The sequence below is a fragment of the Afifella pfennigii DSM 17143 genome (genome assembly GCF_000688515.1).
Taxonomy (GTDB): Bacteria; Pseudomonadota; Alphaproteobacteria; order Rhizobiales; family Afifellaceae; genus Afifella; species Afifella pfennigii.
Map to the genome: position 1 here is coordinate 13,115 of NZ_JHZK01000033.1, position 19,893 is coordinate 33,007.

A 19,893-nucleotide genomic window follows, 5' to 3' on the forward strand; every position below is an offset into this window, starting at 1 on the left:
CATGGCGCGCCTTTGAGCAGACGCGCGGCTTTTCTTCCCGCAAGCCTCGCCCTATCCTTGCTGTAGCGGCAGGGACTTGGGTTCTGCCCGGGAGAGACCGACAAACCGATAAGAGGAGACAGACATGCGCAGAATTGTTGCAAGCCTGGCCGGCGTTTCGGCCGCCCTCTTGCTGGCCGGCGCCGCCAGCGCCGAATGCACCTTCCACAACAAGCAGGTGATGGCCTCCAAGACGTCTTCTTCACAAGAGGCGGTGGCGATGTCCACCTATGACGGCGCCACGACAGGCACCGAGGCGACGGCGCCGACGGTCCAGAAGACGGTTGCGGCGAGCGAGAACTGCGCCGGTGAAGATTCTTCCTGCGCGACGGGAACCAAATAGGGGTTCGACCGTTAACGGGATACTCCAGTCCAGGTTGCCATGCGCAATCTGCAAATTCGCGCCGGCCTCGTGCCGGCGTTTTTTTGTCCGGGCCTTCGCGGATGGCACCCGCGAATGGGTAAGGCGCCCTCGCTGCGCCTGCCGGCACCATGCTCAGCTTCCGCCGGGCGCCCAGGACGCGAAACTATGGTAGACTTACGCGCCACGTTCACTTCGCGGTGCGAAACCTGGGGGCGATGATGTTGGCCATGAGGCACTTGCCGCGGCTGGCGGCTTTCGGGCTCTTCGCCGCCCTTGCGCTTGTCTCCCAGCCGGCGGCGGCGATCGATTTCGGCGACGACGCCAGCCGCTGGGCCAATGACGGCGAATGCGACGACCCGCGCTTTTCCGGACCCGGCATGACGCAAACGCCGCTCTTGGATTCCGACATCCTGCACGACGCCACCGATTGCAGGCAGGCCTTTGACGCCGGCCGCATCGTCTTCGGCAAGGCTCCGGCCTCTGAGGCGGTCGATTTCGGCGACGATGCCGGCCGTTGGGCCAATGACGGCGAATGCGACGACCCCCGCTTCGAGGGCCCGGGCATGACAGAGACGCCGCTTCTGGATTCCGACATCCGCCACGACGCCACCGATTGCCGCCAGGCCTTTGACGCCGGCCGTCTCAGGCTGAAATAGCCCCGGCGCAACCTTGCGCCGGCGCCGGCCGCCGCGGCATCCCCGTCTTCAAAGCCCGGGCGCTCAGATATGCACGGGCTTGAACCATGCCGCCATCGCCGCCTCGCGCACGGCCTCCGACATGGTGGGATGAGCATGGCAGGTGCGCGCCAGATCCTCCGCCGAGCCGGAGAACTCCATCAGGACGGCCGCCTCGTGGATCATCTCGCCGGCGCCCCGCCCGAGGATGTGCACGCCGAGCACCCGGTCGGTCTTTTCTTCCGCCAGCACCTTCACGAAGCCTTCGGTGGCACCCATTGCTCGGGCGCGGCCATTGGCCATGAACGGGAACTTGCCGACGCGGTAAGCGATGCCCGCCTCCTTCAGCTCCTCCTCCGAGCGCCCGACGACGGCGATCTCCGGATCGGTGTAGACGACGCTCGGAATGACGCCGTAATTCACATGCCCCTTCTGGCCGGCGAGGATCTCGGCGACGGCCGTGCCTTCATCCTCCGCCTTATGGGCGAGCATCGGCCCGGCAACGACATCGCCGATGGCGTAGACACCCTCCACATTGGTGCGGAAATCGGCATCGATCTTCACCCGGCCCCGTTCGTCCGTCGCAATGCCCGCCTCTTCAAGGCCGAGCCCTTCCGTAAAGGGTCGCCGGCCGATGGCGACGAGGACGATATCGGCGTCGAAAGTCTCCGCATCACCGCCGGAGACCGGTTCCACGGCGACCCTCAGCCCCTTCTTTTCCGAGCGCACGCCGGTCACCTTGGTGGAAAGGCGGAAATCGATGCCCTGGCGCTTGAAGAGGCGCTGCGCCTGCTTGGCGACGTCATCATCCATGCCCGGCAGGATGCGATCGAGGAATTCCACCACCCGCACCTCTGCGCCGAGCCTGCGCCACACCGAGCCGAGCTCGAGCCCGATGATGCCGGCACCGACGACGATGAGTTTCTTCGGCACTTCCGGCAACGACAGGGCGCCGGTGGAGGAAACGACGCGTCTTTCGTCGACCGTCACGCCCGGCAAGGGCGCCGAATCGGAGCCGGTGGCGATCACGACCGCCTTCGTTTCCAGGACCTGGCTGTCGCCTTTTTCCGACGTGACCTCGACCTTGCCGGCTTCGAGAATGCGGCCGGTCCCCTGATAGCCGTCGATCTTGTTCTTCTTGAACAGGAAGGCGACGCCCTCGACATTCGCCTTCACCACCTTGTCCTTGTGGCCGAGCATGCCGGCAAGATCGAGCTCCGGCTTCACCTTGATGCCGAGATCGCCGAAGCTGTGGCCGGCCTGCTCGAACATCTCCGAGGCATGCAGCAGCGCCTTGGAGGGGATGCAGCCGACATTGAGGCAGGTGCCCCCATAGGTCGCCCGCTTTTCCACCACCGCCGTCTTCAGGCCGAGCTGCGCCGCGCGGATGGCGCAGACATAGCCGCCGGGTCCAGAGCCGATGACAATGAGGTCGTAGGTTTCGGGCATATCGGCTTGTTATCTCCGTTGCTTGTTCGATTGGGTGGGCGTCTGAGCGCCCGCGCTCGTCGTTCGTTCGGACGATCAAAGCGCGGCAGGGACCGGCCCCCTTGCCTTGCGCCTAAGTAAGCAGTGCCCACAGCATGAGAAGAAGCCCGCCGGTGGCGATCGCCCAGACGATGCTCCTTATGTACGCAATGCCGGTGAGATAGAGCGGCAGATAGAGGACCCGCCCAAAGAACCACACCAGCGCCCCGAGGGCGCCGATGCCGCCGGTCTTCTCCGTGATCGCAAGCGCCACCGCAAGGCCGACGAAGGCGGCATAGGTCTCCAGGAAATTCTTCAGCGCGCGCTCCGATCGCCCGGCCATGACGCTGCTCGCCTTCGGCCCACCGTCGCGGGCGCTGGCGTTCCATGAAAGACCCGTCTCGCGCGTCATCGCCCCTGACTGGACGAGGATATGGACGAGGAGGAGCACGACGCTCCAGCCGAGGAGAACGAGCTCGGTCGAAAGGCCCGCCGCGGCTTCCATCAGCCTGACCCTCCCGGCTCTAAAGGTCGAGCACCAAGCGTTGCGGGTCCTCGATCGCCTCCTTGATCCTGACCAGGAAGGTGACCGCCTCCTGCCCGTCGACGATACGGTGGTCGTAGGAGAGCGCCAGATACATCATCGGCCGGATCGCCACCTGGCCGTCACGGGCAACGGGTCGCTCCTCGATACGATGCATGCCGAGAATGCCCGATTGCGGCGCGTTGAGGATCGGCGTCGACAGGAGCGAGCCGTAGACCCCGCCGTTGGATATGGTGAAGGTGCCGCCCTGCATGTCCTGCAAGGTCAAAGAGCCGTCGCGGGCGCGCCGGCCGAGTTCGCCGATCGTCTTCTCGATATCGGCGATCGACATATCCTGCGCATCGCGCACCACCGGCACGACCAGGCCCTTATCCGTGCCGACCGCCACCCCGACATGGTAATAGTTCTTGTAGACGAGCTCGTTGCCGTCGATCTCGGCGTTGACGGCCGGGATCTCCTTCAGGGCATGCACCGCCGCCTTGACGAAGAAGCCCATGAAACCGAGGCGAACGCCATGCTTCTTCTCGAAGAGATCACGGTAGCTTTTTCGCAGCTCCATCACCGCGCTCATATCGACGTCGTTGAACGTCGTCAGCATGGCGGCGTTGTCCTGCGCCTCTTTCAGGCGGCGCGCGATGGTCTGGCGCAGGCGGGTCATCTTCACCCGCACCTCGCGGCCCTCATCTCCCGGCTCCGAAGGCGCCCGCGGCGCGGAAGGCTTGGCTTCCTCCGCCTTGTTCCCGCCACGCTCCAGCGCTTCCAGGACGTCGCCCTTCAAGACCTGGCCCTTTTTACCGGAGCCGTCGATATCGGCCTCCGCAAGGCCCTTCTCCTGCATCATCTTGGCCGCCGAGGGCGCCGGCGGACGCTTCTCGCCGGAGGGCGCCTCGGCCTTGGCTCCCTGCTCCGCCTCTGCCTTGGCAGGCGCGGCCGGGCGCGTCCCGGCGCTGGCGCCGACGCGGATGCGGCCGAGCACCTCGCCGACCTGCACCGTCTCGCCCTGCTTCTTCAGGATGACTTCGAGCACGCCCTTGGCCTGCGCCGGGATTTCCTGCGCCGCCTTGTCGGTCTCCAACTCCACCAGCGGCTCGTCCATGGCGACGGCTTCGCCTTCCGCCTTGAACCATTCGCCGACATCGGCCTCCGTCACCGATTCGCCGGCGGAAGGCACGACGATATCGACGAGCTCGCCGCCCGACTGCTTCGCCGGGCCGCTGTCAGGCACCGCCTTGGCCGCGCCGTTGCCGGCCGCCTTCTGCTGCGTCTTCGCCGCCGCGGGCTTGGCAGCCTTGCCGCCCCCTTCCCCGATCGAGCCGAGCAGGGCGCCGACCTCCACCGTCTCGCCTTCCTTCACCACGATGGAGGCCAGCTCGCCATCGGCGGGCGCCGGCACTTCCAGCGTCACCTTGTCGGTCTCCAGCTCCACCAGCGGCTCGTCGCGGCTGACGCTCTCGCCTTCCTTCTTGAACCACTGGCCGACGGTCGCCTCGGTGACCGATTCTCCCAGCGTCGGGACCTTGATGTCAGTTGTCATGGATTGTCCGCCCAATCGGCGCCTGTCTGCGCCAGCCTTGTCTTTTCGATTACCGCTCGCCGAGCGCCTCTTCCAGGAAAGCGGCGCGCTGCTCCATATGCCGGGACATCAGGCCCGTCGCGGTGGCCGCGGAAGGCTGCCGGCCGGCATAGCGCGGCTTCTTCACCTTTGCATCGATCGTATGCAGGATCTTCGTCAGCCGCGGCTTCACGAAGGCCCAGCCGCCCATGTTCTTCGGCTCCTCCTGGCACCAGACCAGCTCGGCGCCCTCAAAGCGCTGCAGCTGCTTGGTAAGCGCCGTCATCGGGAAGGGATAGAACTGCTCCAGGCGCAGGAGATAGATATCGTCGATGCCGCGCTTCTCGCGCTCCTCAAACAGGTCGTAATAGACCTTGCCAGAGCACAGAACGACGCGCCGGATCTTTCCGTCCTCCTTCAGCCGGATGCCGTCGCCGCGGGCGATACCGCCCTCCGCATCGTCGAAGAGCAGGCGGTGGAAGGAGGAATCCTTGTCGAAATCCTCAAGCCGCGACACCGCCATTTTGTGCCTCAACAGGCTCTTCGGCGTCATCAGGATGAGCGGCTTGCGGAAATTGCGGTGAATCTGCCGTCTCAGGATATGGAAGTAGTTTGCCGGCGTCGTGCAGTTGGCCACCTGCATATTGTCTTCCGCGCACATTTGCAGGAAGCGTTCCAGCCGCGCGGAGGAATGCTCCGGCCCCTGACCCTCATAGCCGTGTGGCAGGAGGCAGACGAGACCGGACATCCTCAGCCATTTGCGCTCGCCGGAGGAAACGAACTGATCGAAGATGACCTGCGCGCCGTTGGCGAAATCGCCGAACTGCGCCTCCCACAGCGTCAGCCCCTTCGGCTCGGCGAGCGAATAGCCGTATTCGAAGCCGAGCACGGCCTCTTCCGACAGCATGGAATTGACCACCTCGAAATGCTCCTGGGAGACGCCGAGATGGTTGAGCGGGGTGTAGCGCTCCTCGCTCTCCTGGTCATAGAGCACGGTATGGCGCTGGGAGAAGGTGCCGCGCTCCACGTCCTGGCCGGAAAGGCGCACCTTGTGGCCCTCGGCGAGCAGCGAGCCGAAGGCGAGCGCTTCCGCGAAGGCCCAGTCGATCCCCTCGCCGCTCTCCAGCATGACGCGGCGATTCTCCAGGAAACGGCGTATGGTCTTGTGCAGCTTGAAGTCTTCCGGCGCGCGCGTCAGCGCCATGCCGATCTCCTTCAACCGCTCCAGCCGCATGCCGGTGCGTCCGACGCGTCGCTCGTCCGTCGCCTTGGCGGTGGTCAGGCCCGACCAGGCCCCGTCGAGCCAGTCGGCCTTGTTCGGGCGGTAGGACTGGCCGATCTCAAATTCCGCGTCGAGCTGCTGGCGCCATTCCGCCTTGCGTTCCTCGATCTGCTCCTCCGTGACGAGGCCTGCGGCCACCAGCCTCTCGCCGTAGATCGACAGCGTCGTCGGGTGCTTGCGGATCTCGCGATACATGAGCGGCTGCGTGAAGCTCGGCTCGTCGCCCTCGTTGTGGCCGAAGCGCCGGTAGCAGAGCATGTCGATGACCACGGGCTTCTTGAAGCGCTGGCGGAATTCCGTCGCCACCTTGGCGGCGAAGACCACCGCCTCCGGATCGTCGCCGTTGACGTGGAAGATCGGCGCCTCGATCATCTTGGCCACGTCGGACGGATAGGGCGAGGAGCGCGAGAAGCGCGGATTGGTGGTGAAGCCGATCTGGTTGTTGACGATGAAATGCAAGGAGCCGCCGGTACGGTGGCCCCTCAGGCCGGAAAGGCCGAAGCATTCGGCAACCACGCCCTGGCCGGCGAAGGCCGCGTCGCCGTGCAACAGCAGCGGCAGCACCGAGGTGCGCTCGCGAATGCCGTCGCTGTTGGATTCTTCCCAGTAATCCTGCTTGGCGCGCGCCTTGCCGAGCACCACCGGATCGACGATCTCCAGATGCGAGGGGTTCGCCGTCAGCGAAAGATGCACTTTGTTGCCGTCGAATTCGCGGTCGGAGGAGGCGCCGAGATGGTATTTGACGTCGCCTGAGCCTTCCACCTCGTCGGGCTGGGCCGAGCCGCCCTTGAATTCGTGGAAGATGACGTGCAGCGGCTTGCCCATGACGAGGCCGAGAACGTTGAGCCGGCCGCGATGCGCCATGCCCAGCGCGATCTCACGCAAGCCGAGCGCGCCGCCGCGCTTGATGATCTGCTCCAGCGCCGGGATCAGCGATTCCGCCCCGTCGAGGCCGAAGCGCTTGGTGCCGGTATATTTCAGATCGAGGAACTTCTCGAAGCCCTCCGCCTCGATGAGCTTGTTGAGGATCGCCCGCTTACCCTCGTCGGTGTAGGAGATCTCCTTGTCTGGCCCCTCGATGCGCTCTTGCATCCAGCCCTTCTCGTCCGGCTCGGAGATATGCATGAACTCCACGCCGAGCGTTGAGCAATAGGTGCGCCGCAGGATCTCCAGCATCTGCGGGATGGTGGCGAACTCCAGGCCGAGCACATGGTCGATGAAGATCGGCCGGTCGTAATCGGCCTCGGTGAAACCGTAGGAGGCCGGATGCAGCTCTTCGTGGTCGCGCCGCGCCGCGATCCCGAGCGGATCGAGATTGGCGTGCAGATGGCCACGGATACGATAGGCGCGGATCATCATCAGGGCGCGCACCGAATCGCGCGTCGCCTGCAGAACTTCCGGCTCGGAAAGGTCGACGCCGGCGCCCTGCGCCTTGCCGCGCACCTTCGCCTCGACATGGCGCTCGGCCTCTTGCCAGTTGCCGTCAAGCGCGGAGACGAGCTCGCCATTCACAAGGATGGGCCAGTCGGAACGTTGCCAGGGGGCGCCTCGCGCCGCGGCAATGACGTCCTCCTTGTTGTCTTTCAGCTCGCGGAAAAACTCCTGCCAGCCGGCGCCGAGGGAGCCGGGGTTCTCCTGGTAGCGCGTGTAGAGCTGCTCCAGGTACTCCGCGTTACCGCCATAGAGGAAGGAAGATTGCCTGAGGGCCTGGTTGGAGACCTGCCTTGCCATTTTATCTCGCGGGTGCCCGCGCGCCCGCGCCTTTCCCGGTCCGCTCGCCGCGCCCCCTCCGCGACGGCTTGCCGCAATTTACGTGCCCGTATGCAAAGGCGGAGTTAGTGCAATTGCCGCCCGGCGCCAACCGGGAATCGCTTCAAAGTGCGGAAAATCGGCGTTTGGCGGCTCGGGGCAGCTATGCGCCCGCCGAACCGCTCGCAAGACGAACACGCAGCGGCGGGAAACGGGCGGGAAATCCGGCGCGGCCGCGTCCGCCGACCGGCTTCAGCGGCCGAGCACCTCAAGCAGGGTCTGGCCGAGCTTGGCGGGCGAAGGCGAGACGGTGACGCCCGCCGCCTCCATGGCGGCGATCTTGTCCTCCGCGCCGCCTTTGCCGCCGGAGATGACGGCGCCGGCATGGCCCATGGTGCGTCCCGGCGGGGCGGTGCGACCGGCGATGAAGCCAACGGTCGGCTTGAAGCGGCCCTTCTTCTTCTCGTCGGCGAGGAACTGGGCCGCCTCTTCCTCTGCCGAGCCGCCGATTTCGCCGATCATGATGATCGATTGGGTCGCCTCATCGGCGAGGAACATCTCCAAGACGTCGATGAACTCGGTCCCCTTGACCGGATCGCCGCCGATGCCGACGGCGGTCGTCTGGCCGAGCCCCGCATTGGAGGTCTGGAAAACCGCCTCATAGGTGAGCGTGCCGGAGCGCGAGACGACACCGACAGAGCCCTTCTTGAAGATGGAACCCGGCATGATGCCAATCTTGCATTCCTCCGGCGTCAAGACGCCCGGGCAGTTGGGCCCGATGAGGCGGGAGGTGGATGTCTCCAATTTGGCCTTCACCCGCACCATGTCGAGGACGGGAATGCCCTCCGTGATGCAGACGATGAGCGGCATGTCCGCGTCGATCGCCTCCTCGATCGCCGCTGCCGCGCCAGCCGGCGGCACGTAGATGACGGAGGCGTTGGCGCCGGTCCTCTCCTTCGCCTCGGCGACGGAGGCGTAGATCGGCAATTCGGCAAGGCCCTCCACGCCCGCTTCCCAGGTCTCGCCGCCCTTCTTGGGATGCACGCCGGCGACCATCTTGGTGCCGTAATAGGCGAGCGCCTGCTCGGTATGGAAGGTGCCGGTCTTGCCGGTCAGGCCCTGGACGATGACACGGGTGTTCTGGTCGACGAGAATGGACATGCGTTTGTGATCCGTTTGGCTTCGGCCTGTGCGGGTGGCGCGTTCGAAGGCGGGCTAGGCGGCCGCAGCCACCGCCGCGACGATTTTCTGCGCCGCGTCGTCGAGATCGTCGGCGGCGATGACGTTGAGGCCGCTCTCGTTGATGATCGTCTTGCCGATCTCAACATTGGTGCCTTCCAGGCGCACCACCAGCGGCACCTTGAGGCCGACCTCCTTCACCGCCGCGACGACGCCTTCCGCGATGACGTCGCAGCGCATGATGCCGCCGAAGATGTTGATGAGGATGCCTTTGACGTTCGGGTCGGCGGTGATGATCTTGAAGGCCGCCGTCACCTTCTCCTTCGAGGCGCCGCCGCCGACATCGAGAAAGTTCGCCGGCTCCGCCCCGTAGAGCTTGATGATGTCCATCGTCGCCATGGCGAGACCGGCGCCGTTGACCATGCAGCCGATATTGCCGTCGAGGGCGACATAGGAGAGGTCGTATTTGGAGGCCTCGATCTCCTTGGCGTCCTCCTCGCTCTCGTCGCGCAGCTCGGCGATGTCGGGATGGCGGAAGAGGGCGTTGTTGTCGAAGGAGACCTTGGCGTCGAGGACCCTGAGATGCCCGTCCTCCATGACGATGAGGGGGTTGACCTCCAAGAGGCTCATATCCTTGCCGGTGAAGGCCTCGTAGAGGAGCTTCGCAAGCCCCGGCATTTCCTCGCGCGCCGGCCCGTCGAGCTTCAAGGCCTCGGCGAGCTTCTCGCCATCCGCCTCCGTGACGCCGGCAAGCGGATCGATCGGCAAGGTGAGGATCTTCTCCGGCGTCTCCTCCGCCACCGCCTCGATATCCATGCCGCCCTCGGTGGAGACGACGAAGGCGACGCGGCCACTGCCGCGGTCGACCAGCAGCGAAAGATAGAGCTCGCGGGCGATGTCAGCCCCGTCCTCGATATAGAGCCGATTGACGACCTTGCCCGCCGGCCCCGTCTGTTTGGTGACGAGGGTATGGCCGAGCATCTCGGCCGCGTTGGCGGCGACCTCTTCGAGGCTCTTAGCCAGCCTGACGCCGCCCTTGGCGTCGTCTCCGAGTTCCTTGAAGCGGCCCTTGCCGCGGCCGCCGGCATGGATCTGGCTTTTCACCACATAGAGCGGGCCCGGCAGCTTCCCCGCCGCCGCTTTCGCTTCCTCCGGCGAGGTGATCATCACCCCGGCCGCCACCGGCGCGCCGAATTCCTTCAGCACCGCCTTCGCCTGGTATTCGTGGATGTTCATGCCGGCTTCCCTCCGCCGCTTACGAGCTGAGCGCCGGCTGGATCTTCCGGCAGGCTTCCACCAGGCCCTGCACGGCGCCGACCGATTTCTCAAATTCGCTCTGCTCGCCGCGATCGAGGGATATTTCCACGATCCGCTCCACGCCGCCCGCGCCGATCACGGTCGGCACGCCGACATACATGTCAGAGACGCCGTATTCGCCAGACAGCATGGCCGCGCAGGGCAGGACGCGCTTCTTGTCCTTCAGGTAGCTCTCCGCCATGGCGATCGCCGAGGCTGCCGGGGCGTAGAAGGCCGAGCCGGTCTTCAGGAGGCTGACGATCTCCGCGCCGCCGTCGCGTGTGCGCTGCACGATCTTCTCCAGCTGCTCCTGCGTGGTCCAGCCCATCTTGACGAGATCGGGCAGCGGAATGCCGGCGACGGTGGAATAGCGGATGAGCGGCACCATCGTGTCGCCATGGCCGCCGAGCACGAAGGCTGTGACATCCTCCACCGAGACGTTGAATTCCTCGGCGAGGAAGTAGCGGAACCTGGCCGAATCGAGCACGCCCGCCATGCCGACGAGCTTGGCCGGCGGCAGGCCGGAGAATTTCTGCAGCGCCCAGACCATGGCATCGAGCGGGTTGGTGATGCAGATGACGAAGGCGTCGGGAGCGAATTTCTTGATGCCGGCGCCCACCTGCTCCATGACCTTGAGGTTGATCTCCAGGAGGTCGTCGCGGCTCATGCCCGGCTTGCGCGGCACGCCGGCGGTGACGATGACCACGTCGGCACCCTCGATTGCCTCGTAAGATTGCGCCCCGGCGAGCTTGGCGTCGAAGCCGTCGACCGGCGAGGATTCGGCGATATCGAGCGCCTTGCCGTCCGGAATGCCCTCCTGAATGTCGAAGAGGACGACGTCGCCGAGCTCCTTAAGGCCGACCAGATGAGCGAGCGTGCCGCCGATCTGCCCGGCACCTATCAGCGCAATCTTGTTGCGGGCCATGAGCTACCTTCCGTTGCGGTGAAAAACTGGATGAGGACATCCCTTGCGGGTGCCGCGCCGATAGCGCGAATGGGTGACGGAGGCAAGCGCGTGGCCCGTGCCAGGCTTTCCTCGCGATCAGCCTTGCCCTCCGTCCGGCCAAGCCTCGGAGCGCATTTCGGCGAGCCTTGAGGCCGTGCGCGCAAATTCCGCCGCCTCGCTGCCGCCCTTGCCGATGAAGAGCCGATCGGGCTCCGCCGCGGCCGAGGCGATGAGGCGTCGGCGCTTGTCGTAGAGCGTGTCGATGAGCTGGATGAAGCGCCGCGCCTCGTTGCGCCGCTGTGGACCGAGGACCGGGATGTCGGAGACGATGAAAGCGTGGAACGCGCCCGCCAGCTTCAGATAATCGGCGCTGCCGAGCGGCCGCTGGCAGAGTTCGGAGAAGGTGAAGCGGGCAACGCCCTCCGCGGCTTCCGGCACCTCAACGCGCCGTCCCCTGAGGGCGATCTCCTGCCGCTCGCCCCTCGGCCGGCCGGTGAGGCGCAGGAAATGCCGGTCGAGTATCCTGTCGGCTTCCGCCCCCGGCGGCACCAGATAGAGCGGCTCCCCCTCCTCGCGCCCAAGCCGGAAGTCGCGCGCCGCATTGAGATGAAAGACCTCGGTATTTTCCTTGATGAGATCGATGAAGGGCAGAAACAGCGCCCGGTTGAGACCGCCGGCATAGAGTTCGTCCGGCGCCACGTTGGAGGTGACGACGAGGGTGAGGCCGGAGGAAAACAGCCGCTGGAACAGCCTTCCGAGGATCATCGCGTCGGCGATGTCGGTCACCACGAATTCGTCGAAACACAGGACGCGGGTCTCCTGCGAGATTTGCTCCGCCACCGGCTTGATCGGATCGTCGGCCTCCGTCTCACCCGATTTGAGGCGGCGGCGGAAGAGCGCGATCCGCTCCTGCACGTCCTGCATGAAATCGTTGAAATGCGCCCGTCGCTTGCGCGCATTCGGCGCCAGTTCGAAGAAGATGTCCATGAGCATCGTCTTGCCGCGCCCGACGGGTCCCCAGATGTAGAGGCCGGGCACCGGCTCCGGCGCCTTGCCGCGGGCGAACAGCCAGCCGAGCGAGGAGCGCTTGGACTTGGTGCGCGCCGCCGACAGGTCGGAAAGGAGCTGGTCGAGGCGGGCAGCGAGCGCCATCTGCTCCGGATCTGGGACGAGGCCGCCTTCGGCCGCCAACGCCTCGTAGCGGCGCGACACGGGATCTTTCATGCCGGCGATGTGCAACGCGGCGGGCGCGGCCGCAAGTCATCCATGCCGGCAAACCTGCCGCGTAAGCGACTGCGGCGGGCCGAAGATGGCGCAATCGCTCTTGCTCAGGCGCGCGGCTCCAGGCTTTGCGCCTCGGCCGGCACCTCTTCCCAATCCTGCCCGGAGGCGACGATGCAGCTGGCGCCCGAGGTCTTGGTGACGACGATGGTCCAGGTGCCGGCGGCGGAAACGAAGAGCTGCATGACGCGTTCGCCGCGCACGATGCCGAGCGCCTTCGGCAGCTCGCGATACTCTTTCGCGAGGATATCGACCATCTTCTCGTGATCGGCGCATTGCGGTACGGAGATCACCGCGCTGGCGGCTTGGGCAGGCGTGGCGAGGCTGGCGGCTACAAGGGCGATGCCGAGCCCGCGAAGGCATCTCCCGAGGATTTGCGAAATCCGCCCGTCAGTCGGCTGACTCATATTCCCCTCCATGCGCTGCCGCATGCCCGTGGCGGCCATGGCGGCCGCCGTCATCAAGCCGTCACCGAAGTTAAGCTGAATCGCCAAGCCGCTGAAAGCGCGGCATGCTCCGCCGGCAAAGGAAAGCCGCACCTGCCGCCTTTGTGCAACAGGCGAGGGGGTGGGCCGCCGGGGACGAAGGGGTCTTGCCGCTAGCGCATGACGGAAATGGCCGAGCCGGTCTCGGTCTGGCCGTTGAACTGCGTCTTGGAGCTCGGATAGAGCCTCGCCACGGTGGCGCCGGATTGGTCGAGGAGGCTCACCTGGTTGCCGGAGATGTTCCAGGCGGAGACATTCTGCAGAGCCGGCGAGCTGCAGCCGCGTGTTGAGGCGCGATAGCCGCCCGACCAGGAGGTGAGAGACATGAAGAGCTGGCAGCGATCGGCGCCGGAGGCCACGGTCCAGCCGCCGAGGAGGTCGGTCCGGCCGATCGGCTCCCCGCCGGTGGGCGGCGCGGAGGCGACCTGAGTGCCGTCGGCGCCGGGCGCGCCTTGGCTGGCCACGGCCGGATCGCCGGGCATGCCGGTCGGGTTTTGCGCAACGCCGGGCTGGCCACCCGGCGGCGGCAGCTCTGATTGCGCGACGCTGCCGACCGGCGCGGCCGGCAGCGGCTGCGGCGGCGCGGCGGGCTGCGGCGCGTTGCCGAAATAGGCCGACTGGCAGGCCGAGAGTGCCCCCGCCAGGATAACGAGGGGCAAAAGGGAACGCGCGGAGATGGGGGGCGTGGCGCTCGACATGGCGGGATCCATTGGTGAGGATGCAACACATTCCGGGCCATTTGTCCCGGAATGGAGGTTCGACTTGACCCGACTTCTGGCACGTCCTACGCGAATTGTCACGAAGGGCGGCGCATGGCGGTGACGGATCTCAGCTGGATGCAGAAGGCGCGCCAGCGCGCGTTGCGATCGGCCGTTCGCCAACGCCGCGGCCATATCGTCGATCAGCTGATTGCCGAGCGTGGCATCAAGCTGGTCGCCAATCCGTTTTGGCCGCTTTACCGGCCCTTCCTCTACCGCATCCTGCACTATGCCGAGGCCGTGGAAATGGCCGAGGCCCTGGCGCCGCTGCCGGGCACGGCGGCCATGTCCTACATCAGCGAGCTTCTGTCGCTGAACCTTGAGGTGAGCGGAGCGGAGCGTATCCCCCGCGAGGGCGGCTTCATCATCGCCGCCAATCACCCGACCGGCATCGCCGACGGCGTTGCCGTCTACAACGCCCTGCGCCCGGTGCGCGAGGATATCTCCATTTTCACCAACCGCGACGCCGTGCGGGTCAACGAGCGCCTGGTGGAGCATCTCATCCCGGTGGAATGGCGCGAGGAGCATCGCAGCCTGACGAAGACCCGCGAAACGCTGCGCCTTTCCTCGCACGCCTTCAAGGAAAAGCGCGCCGTTGTTCTCTTCCCGGCGGGACGCATCGCCTATTGGCGCGACGGCCGTCTGAACGAGCGGCCCTGGCAATTTTCGGCCGTCTCCCTTGCCCAGAAGCACAAGGTGCCTGTCCTGCCCTGCCGCGTGACGGCGCGCAATTCCTGGCTTTTCTATCTCTTCGGCAACCAGGGTCTGACCGAGTTGCGCGACATGACGGTCTTTCACGAGCTGCTCAACAAGCGCGGCAAGACCTTCAAGATCGATTTCGGGCCACTTATCTCGCACGAGGCTCTGGAGGGCGATGCGGCGCATCTGACCGCGCAGCTCCAGAGCTACTGCGTGCACGATCTCGCAGTGGACACCGACAGACCTTTCACGGCAGGAGCCGAGACGAAATGAGCACCCAAGAGAGCATCAACGGCGTTCCCTTCGACATGATGACGCCTCATGAGGTACGCGCCGCCCTCGACGCGCACGAGATCGTCCTGATCGACGTGCGCACGCCGGCCGAGTTCGCCTTCGAGCGCATTCCCGGCGCCCTGCTTGCCCCCCTGTCGGAGCTCGATGTGATCAGCCTGCCCTCCCAGACCGGCAAGCGGGTGGTTTTCCATTGCGGCACGGGCAAGCGTTCGGAAGCGGCAAGCCGCAAGGCGGTAGAGGCTGGCTTTGACCGCGTGGCGCATCTTGCCGGCGGGCTCGCCGCCTGGAAACAGGCAGAACTGCCCCTGATCACCACGGATTTCTCCACCGGCCAGCCGAAGCGCGTCGGCCGCTGAGCGGCGCGCGCGCCGCCGCCCTTTCACCATCCGTCACGAGAGGGTGAGAGGGCTTTTCCTGCCTTTCGCCCAGCCCCACCTTGCGGAAGAATCTCCAGGTGGAGGAACACCATGCTTTCACGACGCCAAATGCTTTTCGGCGGCGCCAGCGCCGTGGCTGTGCTTGCCGGCTCGGCCGGTCTTGTCAGCATTTTCGGCCGGGCGGACGCTGCCGATGGCGATTTTCCGGTGACGATGACGCCGGAGGAATGGAAGGCGAAGCTGACGTCGCAGCAATATGCGGTGCTGCGCGAGGCGGGCACGGAACGCGCCTATACCTCGCCGCTCAACGAGGAGAAGCGCGCCGGCACCTTCCACTGCGCCGGCTGCGACAACGCCCTTTATTCCTCCGACACGAAGTACGAATCCGGCACCGGATGGCCGAGCTTCTATCAGCCGGTCGATGACGGCGCCGTCGCTACCTCGGTCGACTATAAGCTCGTCTATCCCCGCACGGAGGTGCATTGCGCCGATTGCGGCGGCCATCTCGGCCACATCTTCGACGACGGCCCGCCGCCCACCGGCAAGCGCCATTGCATCAACGGTGTGGCGCTCGTCTTCAGGCCCTCCGACGGCGGCGAAGCAGTGCTCGGCTAGACCAGCCTGCCGTTTTCAGGCGGACGACTGACTCTTCGTTCATGGCGGGCTTGCTCGCCGCTTCGCCGGCTGTGCCGCGAAAGCCGGAAGCACAGCACCGGAGCGCCTCGCCCCCGCCGCGTTCTTCTTCGGCCTGCAGCCAAGTCTCGCTCTCCTATCCGCCTCAAGCGAGCAGGAGGACATGGCGGCTCGTCCGACAGCGCTGGCCTGGCGCGGCCGCACAGCAGCCCTCCTTCGACGGATCGGCGTGGGCCTCGCGCCCGGGCCGTCAGCCATAGGGCGCCTCGCCGTTTGCCCTTCGCTCGTCGGGTCTTTCCGCGGCTGGGCCTTCGGTTCGATTTTCATCGCCCTCTCAATGGCTTTTCCGCACCTTTCCACAGGCCGCTGCGATGCCGCCACGGCCCCAGATTGCGCCGCGCCTCAGGCGCATTTCGAATCACTTAGACGGCGGTTTTTGGGCCTGGGAAGACGCTGCGACGGCGGCTTTGCGCGAGGCCGGCCCGCGGCTTGGGAAAATTTCTCGGCCCCTCAAGAGACAGCATAGTCGCCGGCATCTCCGCGCCCCTTTGGCCCTCGAACGATTTGCCGCACGAGCCGGCTCATTTCCGCCCTCTTTGGTTTGTCTACTACGGGAGGCTAGGCGACTCTGATGGCTAAAATGCTCCGGAAGTAATTTTGAGGAGATTACTTTTCGTTAAGGGTTTTTTAACGGTGATTACCTTACGGTTAAACATGCCGACGGAGAGTCAAGAGAGTAGGAGAGCTGTCCCCAGGATTCTTGACAACCCAGAAGGGGGGGTGTCACTCACGGACAGTCAAACCGCTTATTGGCGCCTTCAGGAAGGATGATTTCAATGACCGTAGCAATGATCGGTGCGGCAGCGTCGCTGATCTCGGTGATCCTCTTCACCGTTGTTGCTGTTGGCGGTCTCTATCAACTTGCGCTCCTGCGCGAGCAGATGCGCGCCGGCCGGCTGGAGGAGAAGCGGCGGGCGAGCCTGGCCCTGTGCGAGCGCTTTGACTGCGATCCGATTTTGGAGAAGGCCTCCGACGCCGTCGGCAATTACATCTCCAGCGCCGGCCGTCGGGGCGATGGGGTCCTTTATCGCGACATTTCCGCTTTGCTGAAATTCTTCGACACGATGGCGATTGGCATCCGCCAAGACGTCTATGTCGATGAGATCCTCGCCGAGCATCTGCGCGACGACGTGCATAGGGTCACCGAGCTCTATCGCAAGGTCTGCTCGTCGCGCTTCCGGCAGGAGAGGAACTATTCGGCGCTCCTTGAGCTCGACCGGCGCTGGCAGAGTGGCGAGGCTCTTCCGGCCCGGCAGGAATGGTTCCGCTCCGATCGTCTTTCGCAGCGGCCCGGCCCGCGCGCCAATCCACGGCGCACCGGCGAGCCGCTGTTCGCCTCAGCTGAAAACCGTCCGCCGCTCCTGAACGCGGCGCTCCTAAGTGGGGGAACTCGCATGCCTGAACACAATACCGCCCATTCCGGGACGCCGGCGGCCTCCCATGGCTACCTCTTCCCGAGGCCGGCCGCCACGAACGGCGCCAGTCGGCCCCAGCCCAACCAGAACGCCTCTGCCGGAAGAACGGCGGCGGCCTCCGGCGATAGCGGCCGGAACACCGGCTCCAGTTGGCTGTTCCCGGCAAACAACGCCTCTGGCAACGCCGCGCCGGCCGCCGCCGGCAACGCCGCGACGAAGGCCCCAGCCCCGGCGCCCCAAACCAGCTGGCTCTACCGCGCACCGGCGCAGCCCAACGGCGCAGCCACCAAGGCCGCGGCACCGAAGAACACCGCCAAGCCGGCGGAACAGGCCCAGCCCACCTCTAGCTGGCTTTACCGCACGCCCGCGCAGCGCCCGGCCAATTCGGCGGCCAAGCCGATGGCCACCGCGCCCCAACCCGCCGCGCCGAAAGCCCCTGCCGCGCCATCGGCCTGGCTGTATCGCCAGCCGGCGGATCGCGGCGGCAACGCCGCCGCGGCCGCCAACGAAAAGCCACGTCAGGTGAGCGCCAACCCGTCCTCCGGCCCCGCCGCTTTCCTCGGCTGGGTGTTTGCCAACGGCAAGTTCGCCGGCAACGGCAACACCGCCACCGAGCAGACGGGCTCGAGCGTCGCCGCACCGCGCCCCGAGGCCGAGATCGCCAATGGCCCCGAGCCGACGGAAACCGCGGCCCGCGCCGCCGCTTTCGTGAAGAGCCTTTTCGCCCGCAACGGCGAGGCGGAGAAGCCTGCCGCCGCGCCGGCTCCCGTCGCCCGGCAGACGCCGGCTCGCCCGGCACCTGCTCGCCCGGCGTCTGCTCGCCCGGCGCCTGCTCGCCAGGCACCGGCTCCCGCTGCGGCCCCGGCCCGCCAGGCCACGCCCGCCAAGGCGCCCTCTTCCTCAAGCTGGCTCTACCGGGCACCGACAGCCGCCAAGCCCGCGACCGAGACGAAACCTGTCACCGCCGCATCGAGCTGGGTCTTCGGTGGCCGCAGCTCTGGCGCCACGGCGGGATCAGCCGCGCCGGCCCAGCCTGCCGCCAAGCCGCAGGCCGCTCCGGCGCGCAGCTGGCTCTTCCCGACTGCCAGCGCCCCGGCGGAGCCTTCCCAGGCTGCCGAGCCGGCCGCCACGCCCGCGCAGCCTCGCCAGAGCTGGCTCTACCGTTCCGCCCCCAAGCCCGCGGCCAGCACGCCTGCGCCGCAGGCGCCCGCCGCCAAGCCGGCCGAAGCGGCAAAGCCCGCAGCACGGCCCGCGAGTTGGCTTTATCGCGCCGCGCCGGCCAAGGCAGCCCCGGCGGCGGCACCGGCCAAGGCAGCAATGCCGCAGGCTGCTGTCCCGCAAAAGGCGGCCGCGCCGCAATCCGGCTGGCTGTTCCGGGCCACGCCGGCGCCGAGCAAGCTCGCACCGGCACCGCAAAGCGCCGCCGCCGAGCCCACCAAGCCTGCGGCCCAGCCTCCCCAGCGGTCCGGCTGGCTTTTCCGCTCCGCGGCTGCTGCCACCGCGACGGCCAAACCCGCGCGAACCGCGGCGAAAGCCGCTGCCCCGCAACCGGCCCCGCAACCGGCCCCGCAACCGGCAAGATCAGCTGCCCCGGCAGCGACCGCCCCGACGCCGCAGAAGCCCGCCGCGCCGCAACTCGGCTGGCTCTTCCGCGCAGCTCCCGCCAAACCCGAACCGGCCAAGCCCGCTCCGGCCAAGCCCACTCCGGCCAGGCCCGCGCCGGCCAAGGTCGCAGCGCCGCAGCCCACCTCGGCGCCACAAAAGCCCGCGGCTGCGCAATCCGGTTGGCTCTTCCGCGCCGCCCCGGCCAAGCCTGCACCCGCCAAGCCCGAGCCGACCAAGCCGGCACCCGCTAAGGCAGCGGCGCCGCAGTCGGCAAAGCCGAGCGCGGAGAAGGCCGCCGCTCCCGAGGCCGTGGGACGGCCGCCGGAAACGCGCTCCAGCTGGCTCTTCCGCCCCAACGGCGTCACCAACGGGGCGACGAGCAGCGGATCGCCACAGCCTAAGCCCGACACCCCGCAGGCGAATGGCGAGATCAAGCGGCAGCAGCCGGCCGGCGGCATCTTCATGCGGCCCACGGCCCCCGCCAACGGAAGCGCACGGGCGAACGGGGCAGGCATGAACGGCCCCATGAACGGCTCCTCGCATCATGCCGCGCCCATGAACGGCACCGGAACAAACGGGGCCACCATGAATGGCGCCGGCATGAACGGCGCGCGGGCCAACGGCCATGCCGGGGCAAACGGCTCGGCCTATGCCAATGGCAATAGCTGGCTTTTCCCGCAGGCCGCCGCACCGCAGCCAGAAGCCAATGGCGAGGAAAAGCCGAGCGAGACGGCCGCGCACGTCGCTCCGCCCCGCGCAAGCTGGCTCTATCGCCAGCCGGCCAGGCACTGAACGCAAGGAGGGTGCGCCGCTATCCGGCGCACCGCCTGTCGCCTGTCAGAGTTGACTGTGAAGAACGCATAAGCGGCTGATAGTCGACGGATTTCGGTCTCTCGCAAGGTTTCGGTTTTGCAGGATTCGGTGGCTTGAGCCTGCGGAACCTTGCGATTTCGCATGCGGTTTGGGGATTCCCGGCGGCGCCTTTCCGTGATTCGATTGAGAGGATCACGAGAGGTGACGATGCGACCGAGAGCGCCCAATCGCGAGCTCACCGATGACCTGTTCCGCGCCCGGCTCGACCAGATCATCAACATGCGACACGAGCTCGTCCGGCTGGGCGAGCGGATCGACTGGGCGTGGCTCGATGCGGAGATCGCGCCCTGCTTCGCCAGGGAGGGCCGGCCCGGGGTGTCG

Annotated in this window: 16 protein-coding genes; 6 read left to right on the plus strand and 10 right to left on the minus strand. The window is 66.6% G+C overall.

What is annotated here, in order from left to right:
• Window positions 1–124: 124 nt before the first annotated feature.
• Window positions 125–382 carry a hypothetical protein gene (locus tag Q331_RS0117085; protein ID WP_034492876.1) on the plus strand — a complete coding sequence of 86 codons (258 nt, stop codon included), beginning with the start codon at window positions 125–127 and terminating at the stop codon, window positions 380–382.
• A 248-nt stretch (window positions 383–630) separates the two neighbouring features.
• Window positions 631–1,059: a hypothetical protein gene (locus Q331_RS22330; RefSeq protein WP_156953395.1), complete on the plus strand. Its 429-nt coding sequence runs from the start codon at window positions 631–633 to the stop codon at window positions 1,057–1,059.
• 63 nt (window positions 1,060–1,122) lie between these two features.
• On the opposite strand, the gene lpdA is transcribed toward Q331_RS22330, so the two are convergent.
• From lpdA to Q331_RS24215, 10 genes are all read right to left on the minus strand, one after another.
• Window positions 1,123–2,526 carry a dihydrolipoyl dehydrogenase gene (gene lpdA / locus Q331_RS0117095; RefSeq protein WP_026381671.1) on the minus strand — a complete coding sequence of 468 codons (1,404 nt, stop codon included), beginning with the start codon at window positions 2,524–2,526 and terminating at the stop codon, window positions 1,123–1,125.
• 112 nt (window positions 2,527–2,638) lie between these two features.
• Window positions 2,639–3,049, minus strand: coding sequence for an MAPEG family protein (locus tag Q331_RS0117100; RefSeq protein ID WP_026381672.1), 411 nt, complete (start codon window positions 3,047–3,049; stop codon window positions 2,639–2,641).
• Window positions 3,050–3,068: 19 nt separating this feature from the next.
• Window positions 3,069–4,622, minus strand: a complete 1,554-nt coding sequence (gene odhB / locus Q331_RS0117105) for a 2-oxoglutarate dehydrogenase complex dihydrolipoyllysine-residue succinyltransferase (protein ID WP_026381673.1) — start codon at window positions 4,620–4,622, stop codon at window positions 3,069–3,071.
• A 49-nt stretch (window positions 4,623–4,671) separates the two neighbouring features.
• Entirely contained in the window at window positions 4,672–7,653 is a 2,982-nt protein-coding gene (locus Q331_RS0117110) for a 2-oxoglutarate dehydrogenase E1 component (protein ID WP_026381674.1), read from the minus strand.
• A gap of 270 nt (window positions 7,654–7,923) precedes the next feature.
• The gene (sucD, locus tag Q331_RS0117115) at window positions 7,924–8,832 is read right to left on the minus strand and encodes a succinate--CoA ligase subunit alpha (protein ID WP_026381675.1); all 909 of its coding nucleotides are present in this window, start codon (window positions 8,830–8,832) and stop codon (window positions 7,924–7,926) included.
• Between the two features lie 54 nt (window positions 8,833–8,886).
• Window positions 8,887–10,086, minus strand: a complete 1,200-nt coding sequence (gene sucC, locus Q331_RS0117120) for an ADP-forming succinate--CoA ligase subunit beta (RefSeq protein WP_026381676.1) — start codon at window positions 10,084–10,086, stop codon at window positions 8,887–8,889.
• Window positions 10,087–10,105: 19 nt separating this feature from the next.
• Window positions 10,106–11,071 (minus strand): malate dehydrogenase, encoded by a 966-nt coding sequence (gene mdh / locus Q331_RS0117125; RefSeq protein ID WP_026381677.1) that lies wholly within the window; start codon window positions 11,069–11,071, stop codon window positions 10,106–10,108.
• Between the two features lie 117 nt (window positions 11,072–11,188).
• Window positions 11,189–12,316 (minus strand): cell division protein ZapE, encoded by a 1,128-nt coding sequence (zapE, locus tag Q331_RS0117130; RefSeq protein ID WP_026381678.1) that lies wholly within the window; start codon window positions 12,314–12,316, stop codon window positions 11,189–11,191.
• A gap of 104 nt (window positions 12,317–12,420) precedes the next feature.
• Window positions 12,421–12,780, minus strand: a complete 360-nt coding sequence (locus tag Q331_RS23250) for a hypothetical protein (RefSeq protein WP_156953396.1) — start codon at window positions 12,778–12,780, stop codon at window positions 12,421–12,423.
• 191 nt (window positions 12,781–12,971) lie between these two features.
• Window positions 12,972–13,556 (minus strand): AprI/Inh family metalloprotease inhibitor, encoded by a 585-nt coding sequence (locus Q331_RS24215; protein ID WP_084175127.1) that lies wholly within the window; start codon window positions 13,554–13,556, stop codon window positions 12,972–12,974.
• 114 nt (window positions 13,557–13,670) lie between these two features.
• Here Q331_RS24215 and Q331_RS0117145 point away from each other — a divergent pair, with 114 nt between their 5' ends.
• The 4 genes from Q331_RS0117145 to Q331_RS23255 all read left to right on the plus strand — a co-directional run bounded on the left by Q331_RS0117145 (window position 13,671) and on the right by Q331_RS23255 (window position 19,491).
• Window positions 13,671–14,588 carry a 1-acyl-sn-glycerol-3-phosphate acyltransferase gene (locus Q331_RS0117145; protein WP_026381680.1) on the plus strand — a complete coding sequence of 306 codons (918 nt, stop codon included), beginning with the start codon at window positions 13,671–13,673 and terminating at the stop codon, window positions 14,586–14,588.
• Complete coding sequence (locus Q331_RS0117150; protein WP_026381681.1) at window positions 14,585–14,965, plus strand: rhodanese-like domain-containing protein; 381 nt, start codon at window positions 14,585–14,587, stop codon at window positions 14,963–14,965. Before Q331_RS0117145 ends, Q331_RS0117150 begins: the two co-directional genes overlap by 4 nt.
• Window positions 14,966–15,076: 111 nt before the next feature.
• Entirely contained in the window at window positions 15,077–15,601 is a 525-nt protein-coding gene (gene msrB, locus Q331_RS0117155) for a peptide-methionine (R)-S-oxide reductase MsrB (protein ID WP_026381682.1), read from the plus strand.
• Between the two features lie 866 nt (window positions 15,602–16,467).
• Window positions 16,468–19,491: a DUF4760 domain-containing protein gene (locus Q331_RS23255; protein WP_051631310.1), complete on the plus strand. Its 3,024-nt coding sequence runs from the start codon at window positions 16,468–16,470 to the stop codon at window positions 19,489–19,491.
• Window positions 19,492–19,893 lie beyond the last annotated feature (402 nt).